Raw genomic sequence first — 18,686 nt, forward strand, 5'->3', positions numbered from 1 at the left:
TATAAAGCTTTTACCTATCTGTTTTCTGCAAGAACAAATAGGTAAAAACTTTATTTTTAAGGAGGATTATATGAAGGAAATAGATAAGTTTCCGAAATCGGTGAAAAAGGCAGTGAGGTACATAAAGCAGGACGCCAGCAAAGAGCAGTTGGAAGAAATCAGGAAACTGATTGACTATGCTATTAAGCTACGGAGTGTGAGATTAGATTAAAAGAAGAAAGGAGGCAAAGCATGACATATAGACAGAGGCTTTCGTTATTTATCCTTATTGATTCAGTGATTGTACTGACAGCGATTTTCTTTAGTCATTTACTAGTACGTGGAACGATCAATAATTCTCCATGGTTTTATTTGATAAGTGCTACAGCCATTTTGATAAGCCATCATTTTTTTTCTTTTAAATTCAAACTCTATAAAAAAGCCTGGGAATATGCAAGTGTCGGAGAACTAATCATCATCCTGAAAACTGCATCAGCCTCAATTTTGACGGCAGCTGTATTCCAGGGAGTCATACTCAATGAAATTTTTGTAAGGCGATTATCGGTAACATGGCTGCTTTTAGTTTTAATTATTGGCGGGTCAAGGTTTTGCTGGAGGGTTTACAGGGATTTATATTTGAGTCGTTTAACCTTTAGCAAAAGGACACTAATTATTGGTGCAGGTTCTGCCGGAACTATGGTTGCAAGGCAGTTGCTAAAAAGTAAGGAATCTGACCTCCAGCCTGTTGGTTTTATTGACGATGATGCCAAAAAGCATCACCTGGATATTATGGGCATACCAGTACTTGGCGGAGTAGGTAAAATCGATGCCATTGTGAAAAAATATAAAATTGACAACATTGTCATTGCCATTCCTTCATTAAGCAGGAAGGAACTGAATAGCATTTTTAAAGAATGTGCAAAAACGGAAGCCAAGACGCAAATCCTGCCAATGCTGGAGGATCTTATGACCGGCAAGTTGTCAGTGAACCAATTTCGCGATGTCCAGGTTGAAGATTTACTGGGCAGAGATCCGGTTGTGTTAAACGATGACAAAATTTCTGAGGATATCACAAACAAAGTAGTACTTGTAACTGGAGCTGGGGGGTCGATCGGTTCAGAAATTTGCAGGCAGATTGCTCATTTTAATCCTGAAAAATTAGTTCTTTTAGGACACGGTGAGAACAGTATCTACTCAATTGAAATGGAACTTAAAGAAAGTTTTCGAGATTCATCCATAGAGTTTATTCCTATAATAGCTGAAATCCAGGATGCCAAAAAAATGATGTCCGTGATGGAGGCATTCCAGCCGGATGTTGTCTATCATGCTGCTGCCCATAAACATGTGCCGTTAATGGAGCGCAATCCTGAAGAAGCAGTAAAAAATAATATGATTGGTACTTTAAATGTAGCAAATGCCGCCAGCTGGCATGGAGTGAAAACATTCGTGATGATTTCATCCGATAAAGCAGTTAACCCAACAAGTGTGATGGGCGCAACAAAGAGACTTGCGGAGATGATTGTTCAGCATATGGATGAAAGCAGTAACACGAAGTTCGTTGCGGTCAGGTTTGGTAATGTTCTCGGCAGCCGTGGAAGTGTGATTCCTCTTTTCAAAAGGCAAATCGAGAAAGGCGGTCCTGTCACGGTAACGCATCCAGAAATGGTACGTTATTTCATGACGATTCCTGAGGCATCAAGGCTCGTGATCCAAGCAGGAGCCCTGGCGCAGGGAGGAGAAATCTTCGTCCTTGATATGGGGGAACCTGTAAAAATAGTAGACCTGGCCAAAAACTTGATTAAGCTATCAGGTTATTCTGTTGATGAAATCGGAATAGAATATACAGGAACAAGACCAGGTGAAAAGCTGTATGAAGAGCTTTTGAAAGATGAAGAAGTGGGAGATCATCAAGTACACCCAAAAATATATGTAGGAAAAACATCAGCATTATATATATCCGAGATAGAAGAGATTATCGGTACCTTCTCAAGTATGGAAAAGGAAGAATTGAGAGATCGTTTGTTAGCATTAGCTAATAATAGGTTTTCCGAGTCTCCGATTATGTCAATTTCAGTTTAGGGGTGGAAGTAGATGAAAGTAAAAAAAGCAATTATCCCAGCTGCAGGCCTGGGAACAAGGTTCTTGCCGGCAACAAAAGCAATGCCGAAAGAAATGCTACCGATTGTAGATAAACCAACTATTCAATATATCGTTGAAGAAGCAATTGAGTCAGGAATTGAGGATATCATCATTGTTACTGGGAAAGGAAAAAGAGCGATTGAAGACCATTTTGACCACTCCTTTGAACTGGAACAAAACCTGTTAGAAAAAGGAAAATTCGAGTTACTAACTGAGGTCCAAAAGTCTTCAAAACTTGTTGATATCCATTATATCCGTCAAAAAGAGCCAAAAGGTCTTGGCCATGCCATCTGGTGTGCCAGAAAATTTGTCGGGAATGAACCCTTTGCCGTTCTATTAGGTGATGATATTGTCCAGGCGGAAAAACCTTGCCTCCAACAAATGATGGAGCAGTATGAAAGATATAATGCTTCGATTCTTGGAGTGCAAAAAGTGAATCCAACTGAAGTATCAAGATATGGGATTGTAGATGGAAACTGTATTGGCGACCGATTTTACAGTGTCAGCAGTTTAGTAGAGAAACCAGCGATTGAAGAAGCTCCATCAAATCTGGCAATCATGGGCCGATATATCCTGAATCCCAGAATATTTGATATTCTTAATCAGCAAGAACCCGGTGCTGGCGGAGAAATCCAGTTAACTGATGCAATCGCTGGATTGAACGAATATGAAGCTGTTTATGCATACGACTTTGAAGGCACCAGATATGATGTTGGTGAAAAAATGGGTTTTATTAAAACTACGATTGATTTCGCTTTGCAACGGGATGATTTGCGCTCTGACCTGCTAGACTACTTTTCTTCGATTCTAAACCTTGAAAAAGCAAGGCAGAGTTAAACTTATGGGTACAAAAAAACGGATTTTACTTTGTGCAACAGTTGATTACCATTTCAGTGCCTTTCATTTACCATATATGAAATGGTTCAAAGAGCAAGGGTGGGAGGTACATGTTGCTGCTAAAGGCAATATGGAGCTCCCTTTTGTTGATAAAAAATACGATTTGCCAATACAAAGGTCGCCATTCAGCCTGCAAAATATGAAGGCATATCAACAATTAAAATCAATCATCGACCAAAATGATTATCAAATCATTCATAGTCATACGCCAGTTGGCGGAGTGCTAGCCAGACTAGCTTCCATGGCAGCCAGAGAAAAAGGAACGAAAGTATTGTACACAGCTCATGGTTTTCATTTCTGTATAGGTTCACCGGCAATAAACTGGCTAATCTACTATCCTATTGAAAAATGGCTGGCCAGGTATACCGACTGCCTGATTACCATTAATGAAGAGGATTTCAACAGAGCAAAACGGCATCATTTCAAGGCAGACCGTATTGAACATGTTCATGGAGTTGGAGTAAACACAGAAAAATTCAGGCCCGCTGAAAAAGAGTATAAAAAGGAACTAAGAATCGCCTACGGCTACAACGTTGGCGATTTTTTAATGTTTTATGCTGCGGAATTCAATAAAAACAAGAACCAGCAATTGTTAATTCGAGCCCTAGCACAAATAGTAGATGATGTTCCAAAAGCTAAGCTGTTATTTGCTGGAGAAGGACCTTCATTGGAGGAGTGTCGTAAATTGGCAAAAAAACTAGCTGTTGAAAATCAGGTTCATTTTTTAGGATTTAGGAAGGACATTGAACAGTTACTGCAAATATCTGATGTTGCTGTTGGATCGAGTTTTCGAGAAGGTCTCCCTGTGAATATTATGGAAGCCATGGCATGCGGCTTGCCGGTAATCGCAACAGTAAACAGAGGGCATCGAGAACTAATTACAAACCAGCAAGAAGGCTGGTTAATCAAAGAGTCTAACCCACGGATGTTTGCTAAAAAGATGAAGCTGTTGGCAAAGGATCCAGCACAAAGGGCAGTAATGGGGTCCAATGGACGAAGGCTGATAATTAATAACTTCAGTACAAACAAAATACTCCAAGAAAAGAGTGCAATCTACAAACCATATATGGCAGAAACGGAGGAGTCGAAGTGGGCAGCCCTTTAAGAGTTTTACATGTAGTCGTCAACATGAACCGTGGCGGAGCAGAAACACTGCTGATGAATCTATATCGAAATATTGATCGCTCTAAAATCCAGTTTGATTTTTTGACTTGTAAAGAAGGAGTGTTTGATAAGGAGATAAATGAATTAGGAGGGAGGATATATAGGATTCCTTATATTACGGATGTCGGTCACTCGAATTATCTCAAAGCATTGAACGGTTTTTTTATGAATACTCCGCAATACCAGATCGTTCATTCACATATGGATAAAATGAGTGGATTTGTATTACGTGCCGCAAAAAAAGCAGGAGTTTCTGTAAGAATCGCTCACAGCCATAGTACCAGGAGTGAAGGCGGGGCAGCGGCTAGAATATACAAATGGTATGCCGGAATAATGATTCCAAAGTATGCTACTTATTTTGTTTCATGTTCTGGGGAAGCTGCCGAATGGCTATTTGGGAAAAAAGCTGATAGAACGATTTTATTAAAAAATGGAATTGACTTAGAACACTTTAAATATTCTCAGAAGGTAAGGGAATCGATTAGGTCAGAATTAAAAATAAAGGAAGATCAGTTCATAGTCGGTCACGTGGGCAGATTTTCAATGCCGAAGAATCATTCCTATTTATTAGAGGTGTTTAAAGAATTTCTGTCTTATAGAGAAGAGGCCATACTTTTGTTTGTTGGAGACGGTCCGCTGCTCCCGGAGATTAAGCGGAAAGTCGAAGAGATGCAACTAACTAAAAAGGTTAAGTTCCTTGGAAGCAGATCAGATGTTGACCAGCTTCTCCAGGCTTTTGACATTTTTCTTTTCCCTTCTGTCTTTGAAGGATTTCCACTCTCAGTAATTGAGGCTCAGGCTTCAGGGCTTCCTTGCCTTATCTCTGATACTATAACCAAAGAAATAGATATGGGGATAGGCTTAGTTCAGTCTCTATCTCTCAACAATAAAAAACTATGGATTGACAAGATGCAAGAAATAGCAGGTCTACACTCTATTAGAAATAGTAATTTAAATTTACTGATTTCAAAAAATGGCTTTGATATAAAGAATTCTTCCGATTATCTTAGAGAATTTTATTCTACTGTTACAGGGGATGTGATGAATGAAGAAGTTAACGGTATTCACGCCAACATACAATAGAGCATATTGTCTGGGCAATTGTTATGAATCGTTAAAAAGACAAACCAATAAAGACTTCATTTGGTTGATCATTGATGATGGGTCTACTGATCATACGAAGGACTTAGTTAGTAATTGGAAGACTGAAAGCTTAATAGATATACAATATATTTGGCAAGAAAACCAGGGTATGCATGGAGCGCATAATACGGCATATGAACTTATTGAGACTGAATTGAATGTCTGTATAGATTCTGATGATTATATGCCTGATGATGCAGTAGAAAAAATTATAATGATGTGGGAAGCTAACGGCAGTAAAAATGTCAGCGGAATAATAGGGTTGGATTCTAACTTTGATGGAAAAGTAATCGGTTCAATGCTGCCTACTAACCTAAAGACCTCTACACTGTTTGATTTGTATTATAAATTTGGAGTATCGGGGGATAAAAAGTTAGTTTATAGAACGGATTTAACCAAAGAATTCCCGTATCCGATTTTTGAAAATGAGAAATATGTAGGCCTTGCCTACAAATATTATAAGCTGGACCAACAATATAAAATGCTATTAATGAACGAGGTATTATGTTGTGTGGAATACCTGCCAGATGGCTCGTCACTTAATATGTTGAGACAATACCGGAAAAATCCAAAAGGATTTACATTCTACAGGAAAGAACTTATGAAGTTGCCTTTCGTAAGTGGCAAGTTTAAGTTTCGGCAGGCTGTTCATTATGTGTCCAGTTGTCTCCTAGATAACAATTTTCAATTTATTAAAGAAGCCCCAAATAAGCTCTTAACCACAATAGCAGTGCCACTAGGAATTATGTTGTTTCTTTTTATTAAGACAAAAACAAGAACGGTTTAATTGAAAGGAATAGAAAATGGAAATTCTTTGGTTAAATCTTTTTATTGTCTTTTGTTTCTCGTTATTGGCAAGGTATTTTGCTATACCTAATATTAATACTGCTTCAATGACTACGATTTCATTGCAAAAGATATATGTTATAGGATCACTTTTATCACTAGCACTAGTATCAGGTTTACGCTCCAACATAGGTGATACTTACTTTTATAAGCATGCATTTGAAGTAAATGATTTTACATGGGAACAAGTGAAGAATCAAGAGAATATCGGCTTTTGGATCTTTCAAATGTTTTTGAAAAAATTCTCTGACAATCCACAGATTTTGATTTTTACTGCTGCAATTATTACAAATATACTCATTATTTTAGTGTTTTCGAAGTATTCAAGGCACTTTGAGTTAAGTACGTTTGTGTATATCACAGGCGGACTATACTTAGTTACAATGAACGGAATTCGTCAAAGCCTTACCGCTGCAATTATTTTTATGGCTACACGGTTTATCATTAGCGGAAACTTCTTCGCATACACTTTGATCGTCTTATTTGCTTCTACTTTTCATGAGAGTGCACTTATCCTTCTGCCAATATATTTCTTGGTTCGGTACAAAGCATGGTCCAGAGCAACGTTAATGTTATTGGTTATTGCAGTTGTTATTGTCATAGGGTTTGATCAATTCTCCTCAATCCTTTTCTCCACCTTAGAAGATACACAATATGGTCATTATAAAGATTTCAAGGAAGGAGGAGCGAATGTAATCCGTGTTGCAGTTTTCGGGACTCCTCTTATAATTGCCTTCTTCGGAAGAGAAAGGTTAAGGGAGATATTTCCTGAAAGTGATTACATAGTCAACATGGCACTGATTGGTTTAGTTTTTATGATTGTATCAACACAGAATTGGATATTTGCTAGATTTAATATTTATTTTGAACTATATCAGCTTATTTTAGTAGGATGGATTGTAAAGCTTTTTCATGAAAAAGAACAGCGATTGGTTTATTTAGGAATAATAGTTTGTTATTTTCTTTATTACTATTACGAAAGTGTAATTAGCTTAAACATTCACTATAAAAGCGACTATATCATCTTTTAAGCTATTTATTGATAGGGGGGATAACATGTGGTAGAAAAATATATCGGCAGGGTCTTGCATATTGTCAGCGCGATGGATCGAGGTGGGGCGGAAACATTACTTATGAATGTTTATCGGAATCTGGATAGAAGCAAACTTCAGTTTGATTTTATTGTTCACCGTGATGATCAAGGAGCTTACGATAATGAGATTCGAGAATTAGGCGGAAAGATTTATAATGTTCCCAGCTTAGGAATTGCTGGTCCTATTTCTTATGTTAAGAAACTAAGTGAAATTATGTCGTCAAATTCTTATATTGCCATTCACTCCCATACCGATTACCAAAGTGGATTTCCCGCCCTTGCAGCAAAAATTGCAGGAATTCCGCATCGCATTTGCCACTCTCACAGCAATAACTGGCCAATAAATGACAGCTTTAAACAAAAGCTACTACTAAAGGGTTTGCAGTCAATAATTAAAATCTCAGCGACTCAATATTGCAGCTGCAGCCAAGAGGCTGGAGCTTTTTTATTTGGTCAAAAGGCAGTTGATAACAATAGAGTCACTATCCTGAAAAATGGTATTGATTTAAGCCAGTATCTTGATGAAACCATTACCAAAACGAGTGTGATAAAAGAAGTGGGACTAAACCAGGATGCCAAAATCATCGGTCATGTTGGAAAGTTTTCAAAGTCTAAAAACCAGGCGTTTATTCTGAAAGTTCTCAAACAACTGGTGAATAAAGATAAAAGGTATGTGGCTCTTCTGGTAGGGGATGGTCCTATAAAAAAGAAGATTGAACAAGAAGCTGAGAATTTGGGGCTTTCAAAACATGTTTGTTTTTTAGGAGTACGCTCTGATATTCCGAGATTGATGAAGGCTTTCGATGTTTTTCTTTTCCCTTCAATATTTGAGGGTTTCGGGATTGTTACAGTTGAAGCTCAGATTAGCGGAACTCCATGTATTATGTCGGATTCGGTTCCCATTAGTACAGATATGGGGCTTGGCTTAGTAAGGTATTTAAGTCTGGAAGAGGATCCTGAGAAATGGGGAGAAGAAGTAGGAAAGGCAATCAATATTCAGAAGCCAGAAAAAGAAGCTTTAGTTAAAGCGCTGTCTGAAAAAGGTTTTAGCATCCAACAAAACATCGATGAATGGATGAAACTTTACAGGGTTGGATAGTAATTTTGGGGAGAAGTGATAAATGAAGAAGAAAGTATTGATCGCTTCATTTGATTTAGCCATCGGCGGTGTTGAACGAAGTCTGATTGGGTTGTTGAATAGCATTGACTATCAAAAATATGAGGTTGATTTAATGCTCTTTAAGCATGAAGGAGAGTTCTTTTCGTTATTGCCTGAAGGACCGTATTTGCTCCCGGAGAATCCAGCTTACAGTACATTCAGGAAATCGGTATCACAGATTATCCGAGATGGCCGATATCCTATTGCCGTTTCTAGGTTATTAGCTAGGTATAAAAGCAGCATCAAAGGAAAAATGATGAAGGTTGAGGAACATGGATATTTAACGATCCAATATGGCTGGGAGCTTACACGTCCTTTTTTGCCTGAATTATCAAAGGAGTATGATCTTGCGATTGGTTTCTTATGGCCGCATCATTTCATCGGGGAAAAAGTAAAGGCGAAAAGAAAAGTCGGTTGGGTCCATACGGATTATTCCAATATTTTTATTGATAAAAAGACGGAAATGAAAATGTGGAAAAATTTGGACCAAATAGTCGCAGTTTCAGAGGAATGTTCGAACGCCTTTGTAAACCAGTTTCCACAATTAAAAGAAAAGACAATCGTCATAGAAAATATCCTCTCTCAGGATTTTGTAAGACAGCAAGCTGAAGTCCAGATTGCGCAGGAGATCAAAAAAGAACCAGGTAAAAACATTATTATGTCAGTTGGCCGGCTTTCTCATGCGAAAGGGTTTGACAATGCAATACAGGCATGCAGGCAATTGATAAATAAAGGATATGATATTGCCTGGTATGTTGTAGGATATGGCCCTCTGGAATATGAGCTGCGTAAACTTATAGCTGAGTTAGGGGTAGAAAATCATTTTTTCCTTCTCGGTAAAAAAATGAATCCCTATCCTTACATAAAAGCATGCGATATCTATGTTCAGCCTTCAAGATATGAGGGGAAAGCAGTAACCATTCGAGAAGCGCAGATACTTGGAAAACCAGTTATCATTACCAACTTTCCAACGGCAAAAAGTCAGGTGAAAGATGGGGTAGATGGACTTATTACTCCAATGAAAATTGAAGGCATTGTTGAAGGACTCCAAAAGTTACTTGATAATCCTGCTTTAAAAGAAGAGTTAATCAAAAATACAAGGTCAATGGATTATGGAAATAAAAATGAAGTCCAGAAGATTTACAGCTTAATAAATGCATAAACGGAGGTGGATTTATGCCAGTTCTTGTAACAGGCGGTGCAGGCTACATAGGCAGCCATACTTGTGTTGAGTTGCTAAATGCAGGCTATGAAATCATCGTTGTTGATAACCTTATGAATAGCAAAAAAGAATCATTAAATAGAATTAGTGAAATTACCGGAAAGAGCATTCCGTTCTACCAGGTTGATTTACTGAATGAGCAAGAACTTGAAAAGATCTTTATAGAAAATGAGATTGATGCTGTCATTCACTTCGCCGGTCTTAAAGCTGTTGGAGAATCTGTACGATTACCGCTCAAGTATTACCATAATAATATTAGCGGTACAATCAATCTATTAAACATCATGAAAAAATACGATGTTAATAGACTGGTTTTCAGTTCCTCTGCAACTGTATATGGCATGCCGGAAAGGGTTCCGATATCAGAAGACTTCCCTTTAAGTGCACTTAACCCCTATGGACGAACGAAGTTAATGATTGAGGAAATATTAACGGATCTTTATCATTCTGACCCTAACTGGAGCATCGCCCTATTGCGGTATTTCAACCCAATCGGAGCCCATGAATCTGGAATGATTGGAGAAGATCCAAATGGAATTCCCAATAACTTAATGCCATTTATCACACAAGTTGCTATCGGTAAACTGCCAGAACTCAGTGTATTCGGCAATGGGTATCCAACAGCTGATGGAACTGGGGTTAGGGATTACATTCATGTAGTCGATCTTGCAAAAGGCCATTTGAAGGCACTTGAAAAAGTAGGAACAAGTAATGGGATTGAATCATTCAATCTAGGAACTGGAAAAGGATACAGTGTACTTGAAATGGTAGAAGCTTTTGAAGCTTCCGCTGGGATTCCTATTCCTTATAAAATTGTCGAACCAAGAGCAGGCGATGCTGCTGTCTGTTTTGCTGATCCAATGAAAGCGAGGCAAGAACTGGATTGGGCAGCCGAAAAAGGTCTGAATGAAATGTGTGAAGATTCATGGAGATGGCAATCTAAAAATCCAAATGGATATGAGGAAAACTTAATACAAACAGTACCAAGCAATCCGCACTTATCAAAAAGTGGGGATTTTTTATATGCGAAAAAAGAATGAGAAGAGGACTAAGGAATGAGTGTACAGGAAACGCAGCAACAACGCTTCAAGGAATTGTTGCAGGAAGTTTATATTAGGGGTCAATTAATTAAGGACATCAAAACGGAAGAATTGATTTTAGAAATCCAAGAGATGCTCACATTAGTTTTAGAAAATAAACATTAATCTTAACCGTGGCTAGGGGTTGCAAAAATGAAAAGGCTCTTAGATTTAAGTAGTTCAATTTCCCTTCTTATTGTATTATCACCCATCATCTTGTTAACTGCTGTATTTGTAAAAGTAAAACTGGGAACACCAGTCATTTTTAAACAGAAGAGGCCAGGATTAAATGAAAAGCCCTTTTATCTTTATAAGTTTAGGACTATGACAGATGAGCGAGACCGAAACGGAAGGCTGCTTTCAGACAAGATACGTGTGACCCCAGCTGGCCAATTTTTAAGGAAATACAGCCTTGACGAATTGCCACAACTCATCAATGTAATAAAAGGGGATCTTAGTCTGGTTGGGCCTAGGCCGTTATTGATGGATTATCTTCCGCTTTATACTCAGGTGCAGGCAAAACGCCATCTTGTTAAACCCGGGATTACCGGGTTAGCTCAAATCAGCGGCCGAAACACCTTATCCTGGGAAGAAAAGTTTAAATTAGATGTTTGGTATGCTGAAAATCATTCGCTACTTATAGACCTTAAAATATTGTGGAGAACGATTTATAAAGTCATCCAATCAGAAGGAGTCACACAGCCTGGCAATGTGACAATGGAGCCGTTTAAAGGATCGAAATCTATTGTAAAAGAGGGGCATGGATGAAAATTGCCATTATTGGTCAGGGAGGACATAGCAAAGTCGTTCGAGATGTCATTAAAGCCAAGGAAGGTGCAGAAATAGTGTGCTGCTTTGATGATAAATTTAATGCTGAATTTTTCCATGAACAGATCATGTATGGGCCGGTGAATTCTGCCAAAAATATCGCTGAGGATTTTCCAGAGGTGAAATTTTTTGTTGCAATTGGAAATAACACAGTGAGAAAGAAAATTGTAGAGCGATTGGGATTTCCCGAAGAGTTCTATGCAACTTTGATTCATCCGACTGCTCAAATAAGCTCAGATGCTATTGTCGGGCCCGGGAGTGTCGTGATGCCATGTGCAGTTGTAAACTCGGATGCTCAGCTTGGAGCACACACGATCATTAATACATGCGCAGTTGTCGAGCATGATAGCAAAATTGAGAATTTCGTCCATATCTCTCCGAACGCCACTGTGACCGGAAATGTCACAGTCAGAGAAGGAGCGCAGATTGGGGCGAGCGCTACTGTTATCCCAGGTATGGAAGTTGGGAAATGGGCAATGGTCGGAGCAGGTGCGACAGTGATTCATCATATTCCAGCAAACAGCACCGCAGTTGGTGTGCCGGCGATAGTGAAAATAAGAGAAGTAACTGGGGGTGTATAAATGATTGATACTAGAGTTCAAAAAAGAATCTATCTCTCCTCACCGCATATGAGCGGGAATGAACAAAAATATATAAAAGAAGCTTTTAGAACAAATTGGATTGCCCCTCTGGGACCAAATGTAGACGCATTTGAAAAGGATATAGCCGCATATACAGGAGTCACTGAAGCAGCAGCTGTCAGTTCTGGAACGGCAGCGATTCATTTGGCTCTTTCTTTATTGGGAGTGGAAAAAGGAGATACTGTTTTTTGTTCAACACTAACCTTTGTAGCTAGTGCGAATCCAATTTTGTACTTGGGTGCTGAGCCGGTATTTATCGACTCTGAACCAGAGACATGGAATATGTCCCCGAAAGCGTTAGAAAAAGCATTTAGAGATGCTGCTTTAAGGGGTCTGCTTCCTAAAGCAGTGATTGTTGTGAATCTATATGGACAGAGTGCCAAGATGGATGAGCTGACTGAGTTGTGCGAACAGTATGAAGTGCCAATGATTGAAGATGCTGCAGAATCCCTTGGTTCTTCCTATAAAGGAAAGCCAAGCGGATCGTTCGGACTCTTTGGGATTTTTTCTTTTAACGGCAATAAAATCATTACCACTTCTGGTGGCGGCATGCTTGTGTCCAACGATACCGAAGCAATCCATAACGCACGCTTCCTGGCGACACAGGCAAGAGATCCAGCACCTCATTATCAGCACAGCAAAATCGGCTATAACTATCGAATGAGTAATATTTTAGCTGGAATTGGCAGAGCACAGCTGGAGGTCTTAGAGGAAAGAGTCGAAGCAAGAAGATCTGTTTTTGAAAGGTATCAACAAGAGTTATCAACATTACCGGGCATTCAGTTCATGCCGGAGTTAAACGGATCCTATTCAAATCGCTGGCTGACAGCCATGACGATTGAGAAAAAAGAAGCAGGTGTTACAGTAAGTGAACTAATAGAGGGATTAGCTGCAGAAAACATTGAAGCAAGACCTGTATGGAAGCCTCTTCATATGCAGCCATTGTTCAAAGGTGCCAAGTATTTTACACATGACGAAAAAGAAAGTGTCTCAGAACAATTATTCGCCAACGGAATTTGCCTGCCGTCAGGATCCAATATGGAGGAACTAGACCAATCAAGAGTCATTAATTGTATTAAAAACTTTATTAACGTAAAAGAGGTTGAAAGAAAAATAGTTTAATATCCAAGGATAATGAGGTAGCCTACATGATTGGAAAAAATTTATCTGAACTTAGAAGAAGAAAGGGGCTCAGCCTTTCTGAGTTAGCTGATCGATCCGGGATTTCCAAGTCATATTTAAGCAATATAGAACGGGATGTACATAAAAATCCCTCCATACAAATTCTGGAGAAGATATCGGATGTTTTAGATGTAGACCTTAAAGCATTGTTGATAAACGGTCATAGTACAGAAAAGGTTCGCCATGATAAAGAACTTTACGAATTTGCTGAAGAACTGAAAAAAACAGGCATTGAAAAGGATAATATCCAAGAATATAAACAGCTTATAGAATTTATCAAGTGGCAGAATGAGAAAGTATCCAAATAAATAAGGAGTGGTCAATCAGCCAACTTTCGTCCATCTCCTATAAAAAAAGCGAAGGTAGGCGTAAAGAGAATGCCTGATAAAGTAAGTGTAGTTGTTCCTATTTATAAAGTAGAAAAATATCTGCATAGATGTATTAATAGTATTTTGAATCAAACCTATAAAAATATTGAAATTATTTTGGTTAATGATGGTTCCCCAGATCGCTGCGGAAGTATTGCAGAAGAATATGCTGCTTCTGACCCGCGAGTCAAAGTAATCCATAAAAAAAATGGCGGTTTATCAGATGCAAGGAATGCAGGAATGCAACATGTTACTGGCATTTATACGATGTTTGTGGATAGTGATGATTGGTTAGGACTCAGTGCAATTGACATACTAATAACCACCTGTAAAAGGTATAAAGCAGATGTGGTTCAATCTGCTTTTTATTATGCCTATGAAGATTATTTGCTCTTTGACCACAAGCACTATAGTCCGAAAAGTAAGCCGGTCATACTAAATAGGGAGTCATTAATGTATGAATTAGTGAAAAACGAACGAATTAAGAATTTTGCCTGGGGGAAGCTCTATAAAACAAGTATTCTGCAAGACATTCCTTTTAAAAAGGGTGTTTTGTTTGAAGATGTATTTTGGGCTCATCATGTGATGGACCGTGTCAAGAAATTCATCCTTATAAATCAGCCACTGTATTTCTATTTTCAAAGAAGCGATAGTATTGTTGCTGCATATACACCAAGAAACCTGGATATGCTGGCAGGTTTAAAGGAAAGGCACATATTTATTGAAGAAAAGTATCAAGATCTGGTTAATGAATCTTATATAGTTATATTTAGAACTAGTTTAATTCACTATAACTTGTTGATTATGAACTGGAGGAAAGATAAAAGAGGAACGTATAGGAAAGGGATAAGAGATTATATCAGAAAAAATTCAACAAAATTAAAAAAGGCTGTAGATGATGATAAATTCCTTAAAATACAGTTAACAATGTTTCTTGTGCACCCCGTGTTGAATATTGTTTTTTCTGCAGTAAAGAAAGTCCTTAGACAACTGGAAATCATTTCTGAACCGTCGGGACTACATAAAGTATCAATAACCCAAAAAGAATTTTCAACCTAAAAACTTCTCCAAATTTGAAGAAGTTTTTTTACTATGCTTAATTAGGAGATTTTTATGGAAGTCCTTAAAAAGTATATCTCACTGGTCATTATCTATCTTTTTAACTGTTTACCTATTAAAAAGAATAAAATTTTCCTGTTCAGTTACTACGGAAGCCAATATGGCTGCAATCCGAAATATATTACTGAACATATTCTGAAAGCTTATCCAAAAGATTACTTCGACCTGGTTTGGGCATTTAATGACCCGGATTCTAAGTTGGATATTGATGGGATAAGAAGTGTAAAAACAATGTCCCTTCACTATTTTTATGAGCTTTGTACATCCAAGGTATTAATAACAAATTTCAGAACTACTGACTTGTTTATAAAAAGGAAAGAGCAATACTACATACAGACCTGGCATAGTTCACTGCGTTTAAAGCAGATAGAAAAAGATGCTGAAGAAAATCTTCCTACCAGTTATGTACAAATGGCAAAAAAGGATTCGGAAAAATGTGATCTATTACTATCTGGCTGTGAGTACAGTACAGAAATATTTAAGCGGGCCTTTTGGTATGATGGGGAGATTTTCAAGAATGGTACACCAAGAAATGATATTCTTATCCATTCAAATAACGACCTGAGAACATCCACACTTTCTAAACTTAATATTCCATCATCCTGTAAAGTTACCCTCTATGCACCAACGTTTAGAAAAGATAAAAACCTTGATGTTTACAACATCGATTTTGCAAAAGTAAAGGAAGCACTAGCGAAAAAGTTTGGTGGAGAGTGGATATTCTTGGTAAAGCTGCACCCTCACCTAATGGCAATGTCAAATCAAATAACAGCAACTGCTCAAGTCATAGATGTTACCCAATATGATGACATCCAAGAACTATTATGTATCACCGATTTCCTGATTTCAGATTATTCTTCTTTGGTATTCGATTATTCAGTCACTAAAAAGCCTTGCTTCTTATATGTCCCTGACTTGGAAGATTACACTCAAAATGAACGAGGTTTATATTTTGATTTGGAGGAATTGCCTTTTATTAAAGTTTTATCCAACGAAGAACTTATGTGGAAAATTCAAAATTATGACGAGACAGTTTATAGAAAAGAGCTTGAGAGCTTCTTATCAGAAATAGGATCCTATGAAAATGGCTATGCAGCAAAGAACCTGTCTGCCCGCCTAGAAGAAATCTGTTTTAGGTAAAGAAAGGAGAGTAATAAATGAAGCAGCATAAAATCGGTTATACAACAGGTGTTTTCGACCTATTTCATGTAGGTCATTTAAACATTTTAAGGAAAGCAAAGGAACAATGCGAATTCTTAATAGTTGGTGTCAGTACAGATGAACTGGTAATGGAATACAAGAATAAGATGCCTGTAATTCCATATGCAGACCGTTCTGAAATTATAGAAGGAATTAAATATGTAGACATGGTGGTTCCCCAAGTAAATCGCGACAAATTTTCGGCTTGGGGAAACCTTAAATTTGATGCCATGTTTGTGGGGGATGACTGGAAGGGAAGCCCATTGTTCAGTGAGGTAGAGAAAAGATTCAAGCAAGTAGGCGTCGAGATTGTTTACTTCCCTTATACAAAAGGGGTTTCGTCAACTCTTGTTAAAGAGAAAATAAAATTATAGTGATTAAAGGAAAATAATATGACGAAATTTTTATCTCTAACCAAATCAATAAGTGTAAGAAAAGATACAAATTTCTTTAAGATTCCAATTCTGTTATACACATGTAAACCTTTGATGCCGAAAAATCCTTTGAAGAGAATAAAGGTAGTCGGTAAATATATTTTTAATTGCGTAAAAAGTCATCGATATGAAAAAGAACTGCCTGTTAACGGTGATATTGCTATTAGTATTGGTGAGAAAAACTTCAAAGTGATTAGATTGAAAGAAAAAGTTATCTATACAATCTATAGCAATACGAAAGCCGATCATAAGAAGATGTTGCAAATTCTAAAGTCGAAAAATTCAAGTAAACTTTATGAAGGCATTTTGAATGTTGACAGAAAAAAGGGGATTATTAAAGGAGTCTATTATAATGGACATCATCCCAACTTGTTAAAAAGAAACACATTAACCGATGAAATGATTAATGAGTTATTCATTAGTTTAATTATTAGTTCAAGTATAAAAGAGGTGAATCTTAAAGAGTATGTAAATTTCTTGGTAACAAATTGTAGAAGGATTTTACGTCGGGACGCCCATAAAATAGAAGAGCAAGAAAGTAAATTTGTTATTGGTGTTATTGAGGAGTTATCTCAAAAGATCATCAACGCTTTACCTTTAGATAAGATAAAGCTTACATTGAGTCACGGGGATCTTAAACAGGATAATCTTATAGAAGTAAAAAACAAGCTTATACCCATTGATTGGGAGTTTTGTGATTTTAGAAGTCCATCCTTCGATATATATAAATTTCAATCAAGATTTCCTAAGTATGGTAAGGAGTTTTATGAAAAGGTATTTTTGAATCTTGGAAAAGTCCGTAAAGTATCGAATTCCGAGCATAAGGATTATTTTCAACAAACAGTAAAAGTCTACTTAGATTTATTCTTATTGGAGGATGTTTACTTGAGATTAAAACAATATGAGAGTAGAAGTTTTGCAGCAAATTTTTCAACTCATCTGATAAAGGCAATTATAAGAAATCAAAACGAATTGAAGAGGGTTAACTCATGAAAAAAAGTGTCTTATTTGTAATCGATTCTTTGGAATGTGCCGGTGCAGAAAAAAGTCTCGTTACTCTTTTATCTTTACTCGATTATTCCAGTTATGAGATTGATTTAATGCTTTTTGGTCACGGAGGTGCGTTACAAAGTTTAGTACCAAAGGAAGTTAACGTACTAAAGCCGCTACCTTATACTGAGTTCTCAAGTTTAAATTTTAAAGATGCATTCTTATATTCTGCTAAGAGTTTAAATTATAAAATGCTAACTTCCAGAATTAAATATACTCTTAACTTACGAATAAAAAATTATAAAAATTCCCAGAAGGCACGGCTTTATTGGCAAAGTGTTTCAAAAGTAATCGAAAAAAACCCAAAAAATTATGATATAGCGATAAGTTATGCGCAGGGAGTTCCTACATTTTATGTTGCGGAAAAAGTAACTGCTGCTAAAAAATTCGCCTGGGTAAATGTTAGTTATAGATTAGATGAGAATGAAAGGCAATTTCAGAAAAAATATTATGATCAATTTAATAGAATAGTGAATGTGTCAGAATCAACAGAGGAAGTATTTCTAGATACTTTTCCCTGTTATGAAGGAAAAACTGAAGTAATTTATGACATTAATAATGCAGAGTTAATTGACGAAATGTCCAAAATTGGACCTGGGTATGAGGATGGTTTTGACGGTCTAAGGATTTTAACCATCGGCAGACTCGCGAATCAAAAAGGGTATGATCTAGCAATAGGTGCGTGTAAGCGGCTTAAAGATAAAGGTGTTAATTTTCGTTGGTATTCCCTTGGTAAGGGTCCTTTAGAAAAGGATATAAAAGAGATGATTAGAAAAAATGGATTAAATGAACAATTTAAATTACTAGGTGTAAAATCAAATCCCTATCCATATATAAAAAATGCTGATATATATGTTCAAACATCAAGGTTCGAAGGGTTTGGCCTAGCAATTGCAGAGGCCCGGATGTTAAATATTCCAGTTGTTACAACACGTTTTGACGCAGTTTTTAATCAAATGATCCAAGAAAAAAATGGACTGGTTGTTGAAATGAACCCCGAATCGGTAAGCAAGGGAATTTTAAGGTTAATAAATGACCCTTCATTAAAGCAAACCATAATTCAATTCTTAAGTCATGAAAAAAAGGGAAATGTGGAAGAAATAGAAAAGTTTTATCAATTAATATGCTGATAGTTGGTGAAAT

The 18,686-nt window shown here is 37.2% G+C and carries 20 protein-coding genes; all 20 read left to right on the top strand.

Features of this window, described 5'->3' with window-relative positions; translation table 11 throughout:
- Positions 1–70: 70 nt before the first annotated feature.
- The 20 genes from B5X77_RS23195 (at position 71) to B5X77_RS04030 (ending at position 18,673) form a co-directional block, all read left to right on the top strand.
- Complete coding sequence (locus B5X77_RS23195) at positions 71–211, top strand: hypothetical protein (RefSeq protein ID WP_176167227.1); 141 nt, start codon at positions 71–73, stop codon at positions 209–211.
- A 20-nt stretch (positions 212–231) separates the two neighbouring features.
- Positions 232–2,058 carry a polysaccharide biosynthesis protein gene (locus B5X77_RS03945; RefSeq protein ID WP_079505297.1) on the top strand — a complete coding sequence of 609 codons (1,827 nt, stop codon included), beginning with the start codon at positions 232–234 and terminating at the stop codon, positions 2,056–2,058.
- A 12-nt stretch (positions 2,059–2,070) separates the two neighbouring features.
- Positions 2,071–2,955, top strand: a complete 885-nt coding sequence (gene galU / locus B5X77_RS03950; protein WP_079505299.1) for a UTP--glucose-1-phosphate uridylyltransferase GalU — start codon at positions 2,071–2,073, stop codon at positions 2,953–2,955.
- 4 nt (positions 2,956–2,959) lie between these two features.
- Positions 2,960–4,120 (top strand): glycosyltransferase family 4 protein, encoded by a 1,161-nt coding sequence (locus B5X77_RS03955; RefSeq protein WP_079505301.1) that lies wholly within the window; start codon positions 2,960–2,962, stop codon positions 4,118–4,120.
- On the top strand, positions 4,105–5,262 hold the full coding sequence (locus B5X77_RS03960) for a glycosyltransferase family 1 protein (RefSeq protein WP_079505303.1): 1,158 nt from the start codon (positions 4,105–4,107) through the stop codon (positions 5,260–5,262). The genes B5X77_RS03955 and B5X77_RS03960 overlap by 16 nt, the downstream gene beginning before the upstream one ends.
- Positions 5,225–6,109 carry a glycosyltransferase family 2 protein gene (locus B5X77_RS03965; protein ID WP_079505305.1) on the top strand — a complete coding sequence of 295 codons (885 nt, stop codon included), beginning with the start codon at positions 5,225–5,227 and terminating at the stop codon, positions 6,107–6,109. Before B5X77_RS03960 ends, B5X77_RS03965 begins: the two co-directional genes overlap by 38 nt.
- Before the next feature lie 16 nt (positions 6,110–6,125).
- Positions 6,126–7,199: an EpsG family protein gene (locus B5X77_RS03970; RefSeq protein WP_079505307.1), complete on the top strand. Its 1,074-nt coding sequence runs from the start codon at positions 6,126–6,128 to the stop codon at positions 7,197–7,199.
- Between the two features lie 72 nt (positions 7,200–7,271).
- Positions 7,272–8,360 (top strand): glycosyltransferase family 1 protein, encoded by a 1,089-nt coding sequence (locus B5X77_RS03975; RefSeq protein WP_079505885.1) that lies wholly within the window; start codon positions 7,272–7,274, stop codon positions 8,358–8,360.
- Between the two features lie 22 nt (positions 8,361–8,382).
- Positions 8,383–9,582: a glycosyltransferase gene (locus tag B5X77_RS03980; RefSeq protein WP_079505309.1), complete on the top strand. Its 1,200-nt coding sequence runs from the start codon at positions 8,383–8,385 to the stop codon at positions 9,580–9,582.
- 14 nt (positions 9,583–9,596) lie between these two features.
- Positions 9,597–10,682 (top strand): UDP-glucose 4-epimerase GalE, encoded by a 1,086-nt coding sequence (gene galE / locus B5X77_RS03985; RefSeq protein WP_079505311.1) that lies wholly within the window; start codon positions 9,597–9,599, stop codon positions 10,680–10,682.
- 15 nt (positions 10,683–10,697) lie between these two features.
- On the top strand, positions 10,698–10,847 hold the full coding sequence (locus tag B5X77_RS23200) for a hypothetical protein (protein WP_176167228.1): 150 nt from the start codon (positions 10,698–10,700) through the stop codon (positions 10,845–10,847).
- Positions 10,848–10,874: 27 nt separating this feature from the next.
- The gene (locus B5X77_RS03990) at positions 10,875–11,489 is read left to right on the top strand and encodes a sugar transferase (protein WP_079505313.1); all 615 of its coding nucleotides are present in this window, start codon (positions 10,875–10,877) and stop codon (positions 11,487–11,489) included.
- Positions 11,486–12,130 (top strand): acetyltransferase, encoded by a 645-nt coding sequence (locus B5X77_RS03995; RefSeq protein ID WP_079505315.1) that lies wholly within the window; start codon positions 11,486–11,488, stop codon positions 12,128–12,130. The genes B5X77_RS03990 and B5X77_RS03995 overlap by 4 nt, the downstream gene beginning before the upstream one ends.
- Positions 12,131–13,312, top strand: a complete 1,182-nt coding sequence (locus B5X77_RS04000; RefSeq protein ID WP_079505317.1) for a DegT/DnrJ/EryC1/StrS family aminotransferase — start codon at positions 12,131–12,133, stop codon at positions 13,310–13,312.
- 26 nt (positions 13,313–13,338) lie between these two features.
- Positions 13,339–13,680: a helix-turn-helix domain-containing protein gene (locus B5X77_RS04005; protein WP_079505319.1), complete on the top strand. Its 342-nt coding sequence runs from the start codon at positions 13,339–13,341 to the stop codon at positions 13,678–13,680.
- A 69-nt stretch (positions 13,681–13,749) separates the two neighbouring features.
- Positions 13,750–14,799, top strand: a complete 1,050-nt coding sequence (locus B5X77_RS04010; protein WP_079505321.1) for a glycosyltransferase family 2 protein — start codon at positions 13,750–13,752, stop codon at positions 14,797–14,799.
- A 54-nt stretch (positions 14,800–14,853) separates the two neighbouring features.
- The gene (locus B5X77_RS04015; protein ID WP_079505323.1) at positions 14,854–15,999 is read left to right on the top strand and encodes a CDP-glycerol glycerophosphotransferase family protein; all 1,146 of its coding nucleotides are present in this window, start codon (positions 14,854–14,856) and stop codon (positions 15,997–15,999) included.
- 17 nt (positions 16,000–16,016) lie between these two features.
- Positions 16,017–16,433 carry an FAD synthase family protein gene (locus tag B5X77_RS04020; protein WP_079505325.1) on the top strand — a complete coding sequence of 139 codons (417 nt, stop codon included), beginning with the start codon at positions 16,017–16,019 and terminating at the stop codon, positions 16,431–16,433.
- Positions 16,434–16,451: 18 nt separating this feature from the next.
- Positions 16,452–17,486, top strand: coding sequence for a protein kinase family protein (locus tag B5X77_RS04025; RefSeq protein ID WP_079505327.1), 1,035 nt, complete (start codon positions 16,452–16,454; stop codon positions 17,484–17,486).
- A complete protein-coding gene (locus tag B5X77_RS04030) occupies positions 17,483–18,673 on the top strand; it encodes a glycosyltransferase (RefSeq protein ID WP_079505329.1) in 1,191 nt (396 codons plus the stop codon). The genes B5X77_RS04025 and B5X77_RS04030 overlap by 4 nt, the downstream gene beginning before the upstream one ends.
- The last annotated feature ends 13 nt before the right edge of the window (positions 18,674–18,686 follow it).

It is taken from the genome of Mesobacillus jeotgali (genome assembly GCF_900166585.1).
GTDB classification, from domain to species: domain Bacteria; phylum Bacillota; class Bacilli; order Bacillales; family Cytobacillaceae; genus Mesobacillus; species Mesobacillus jeotgali_A.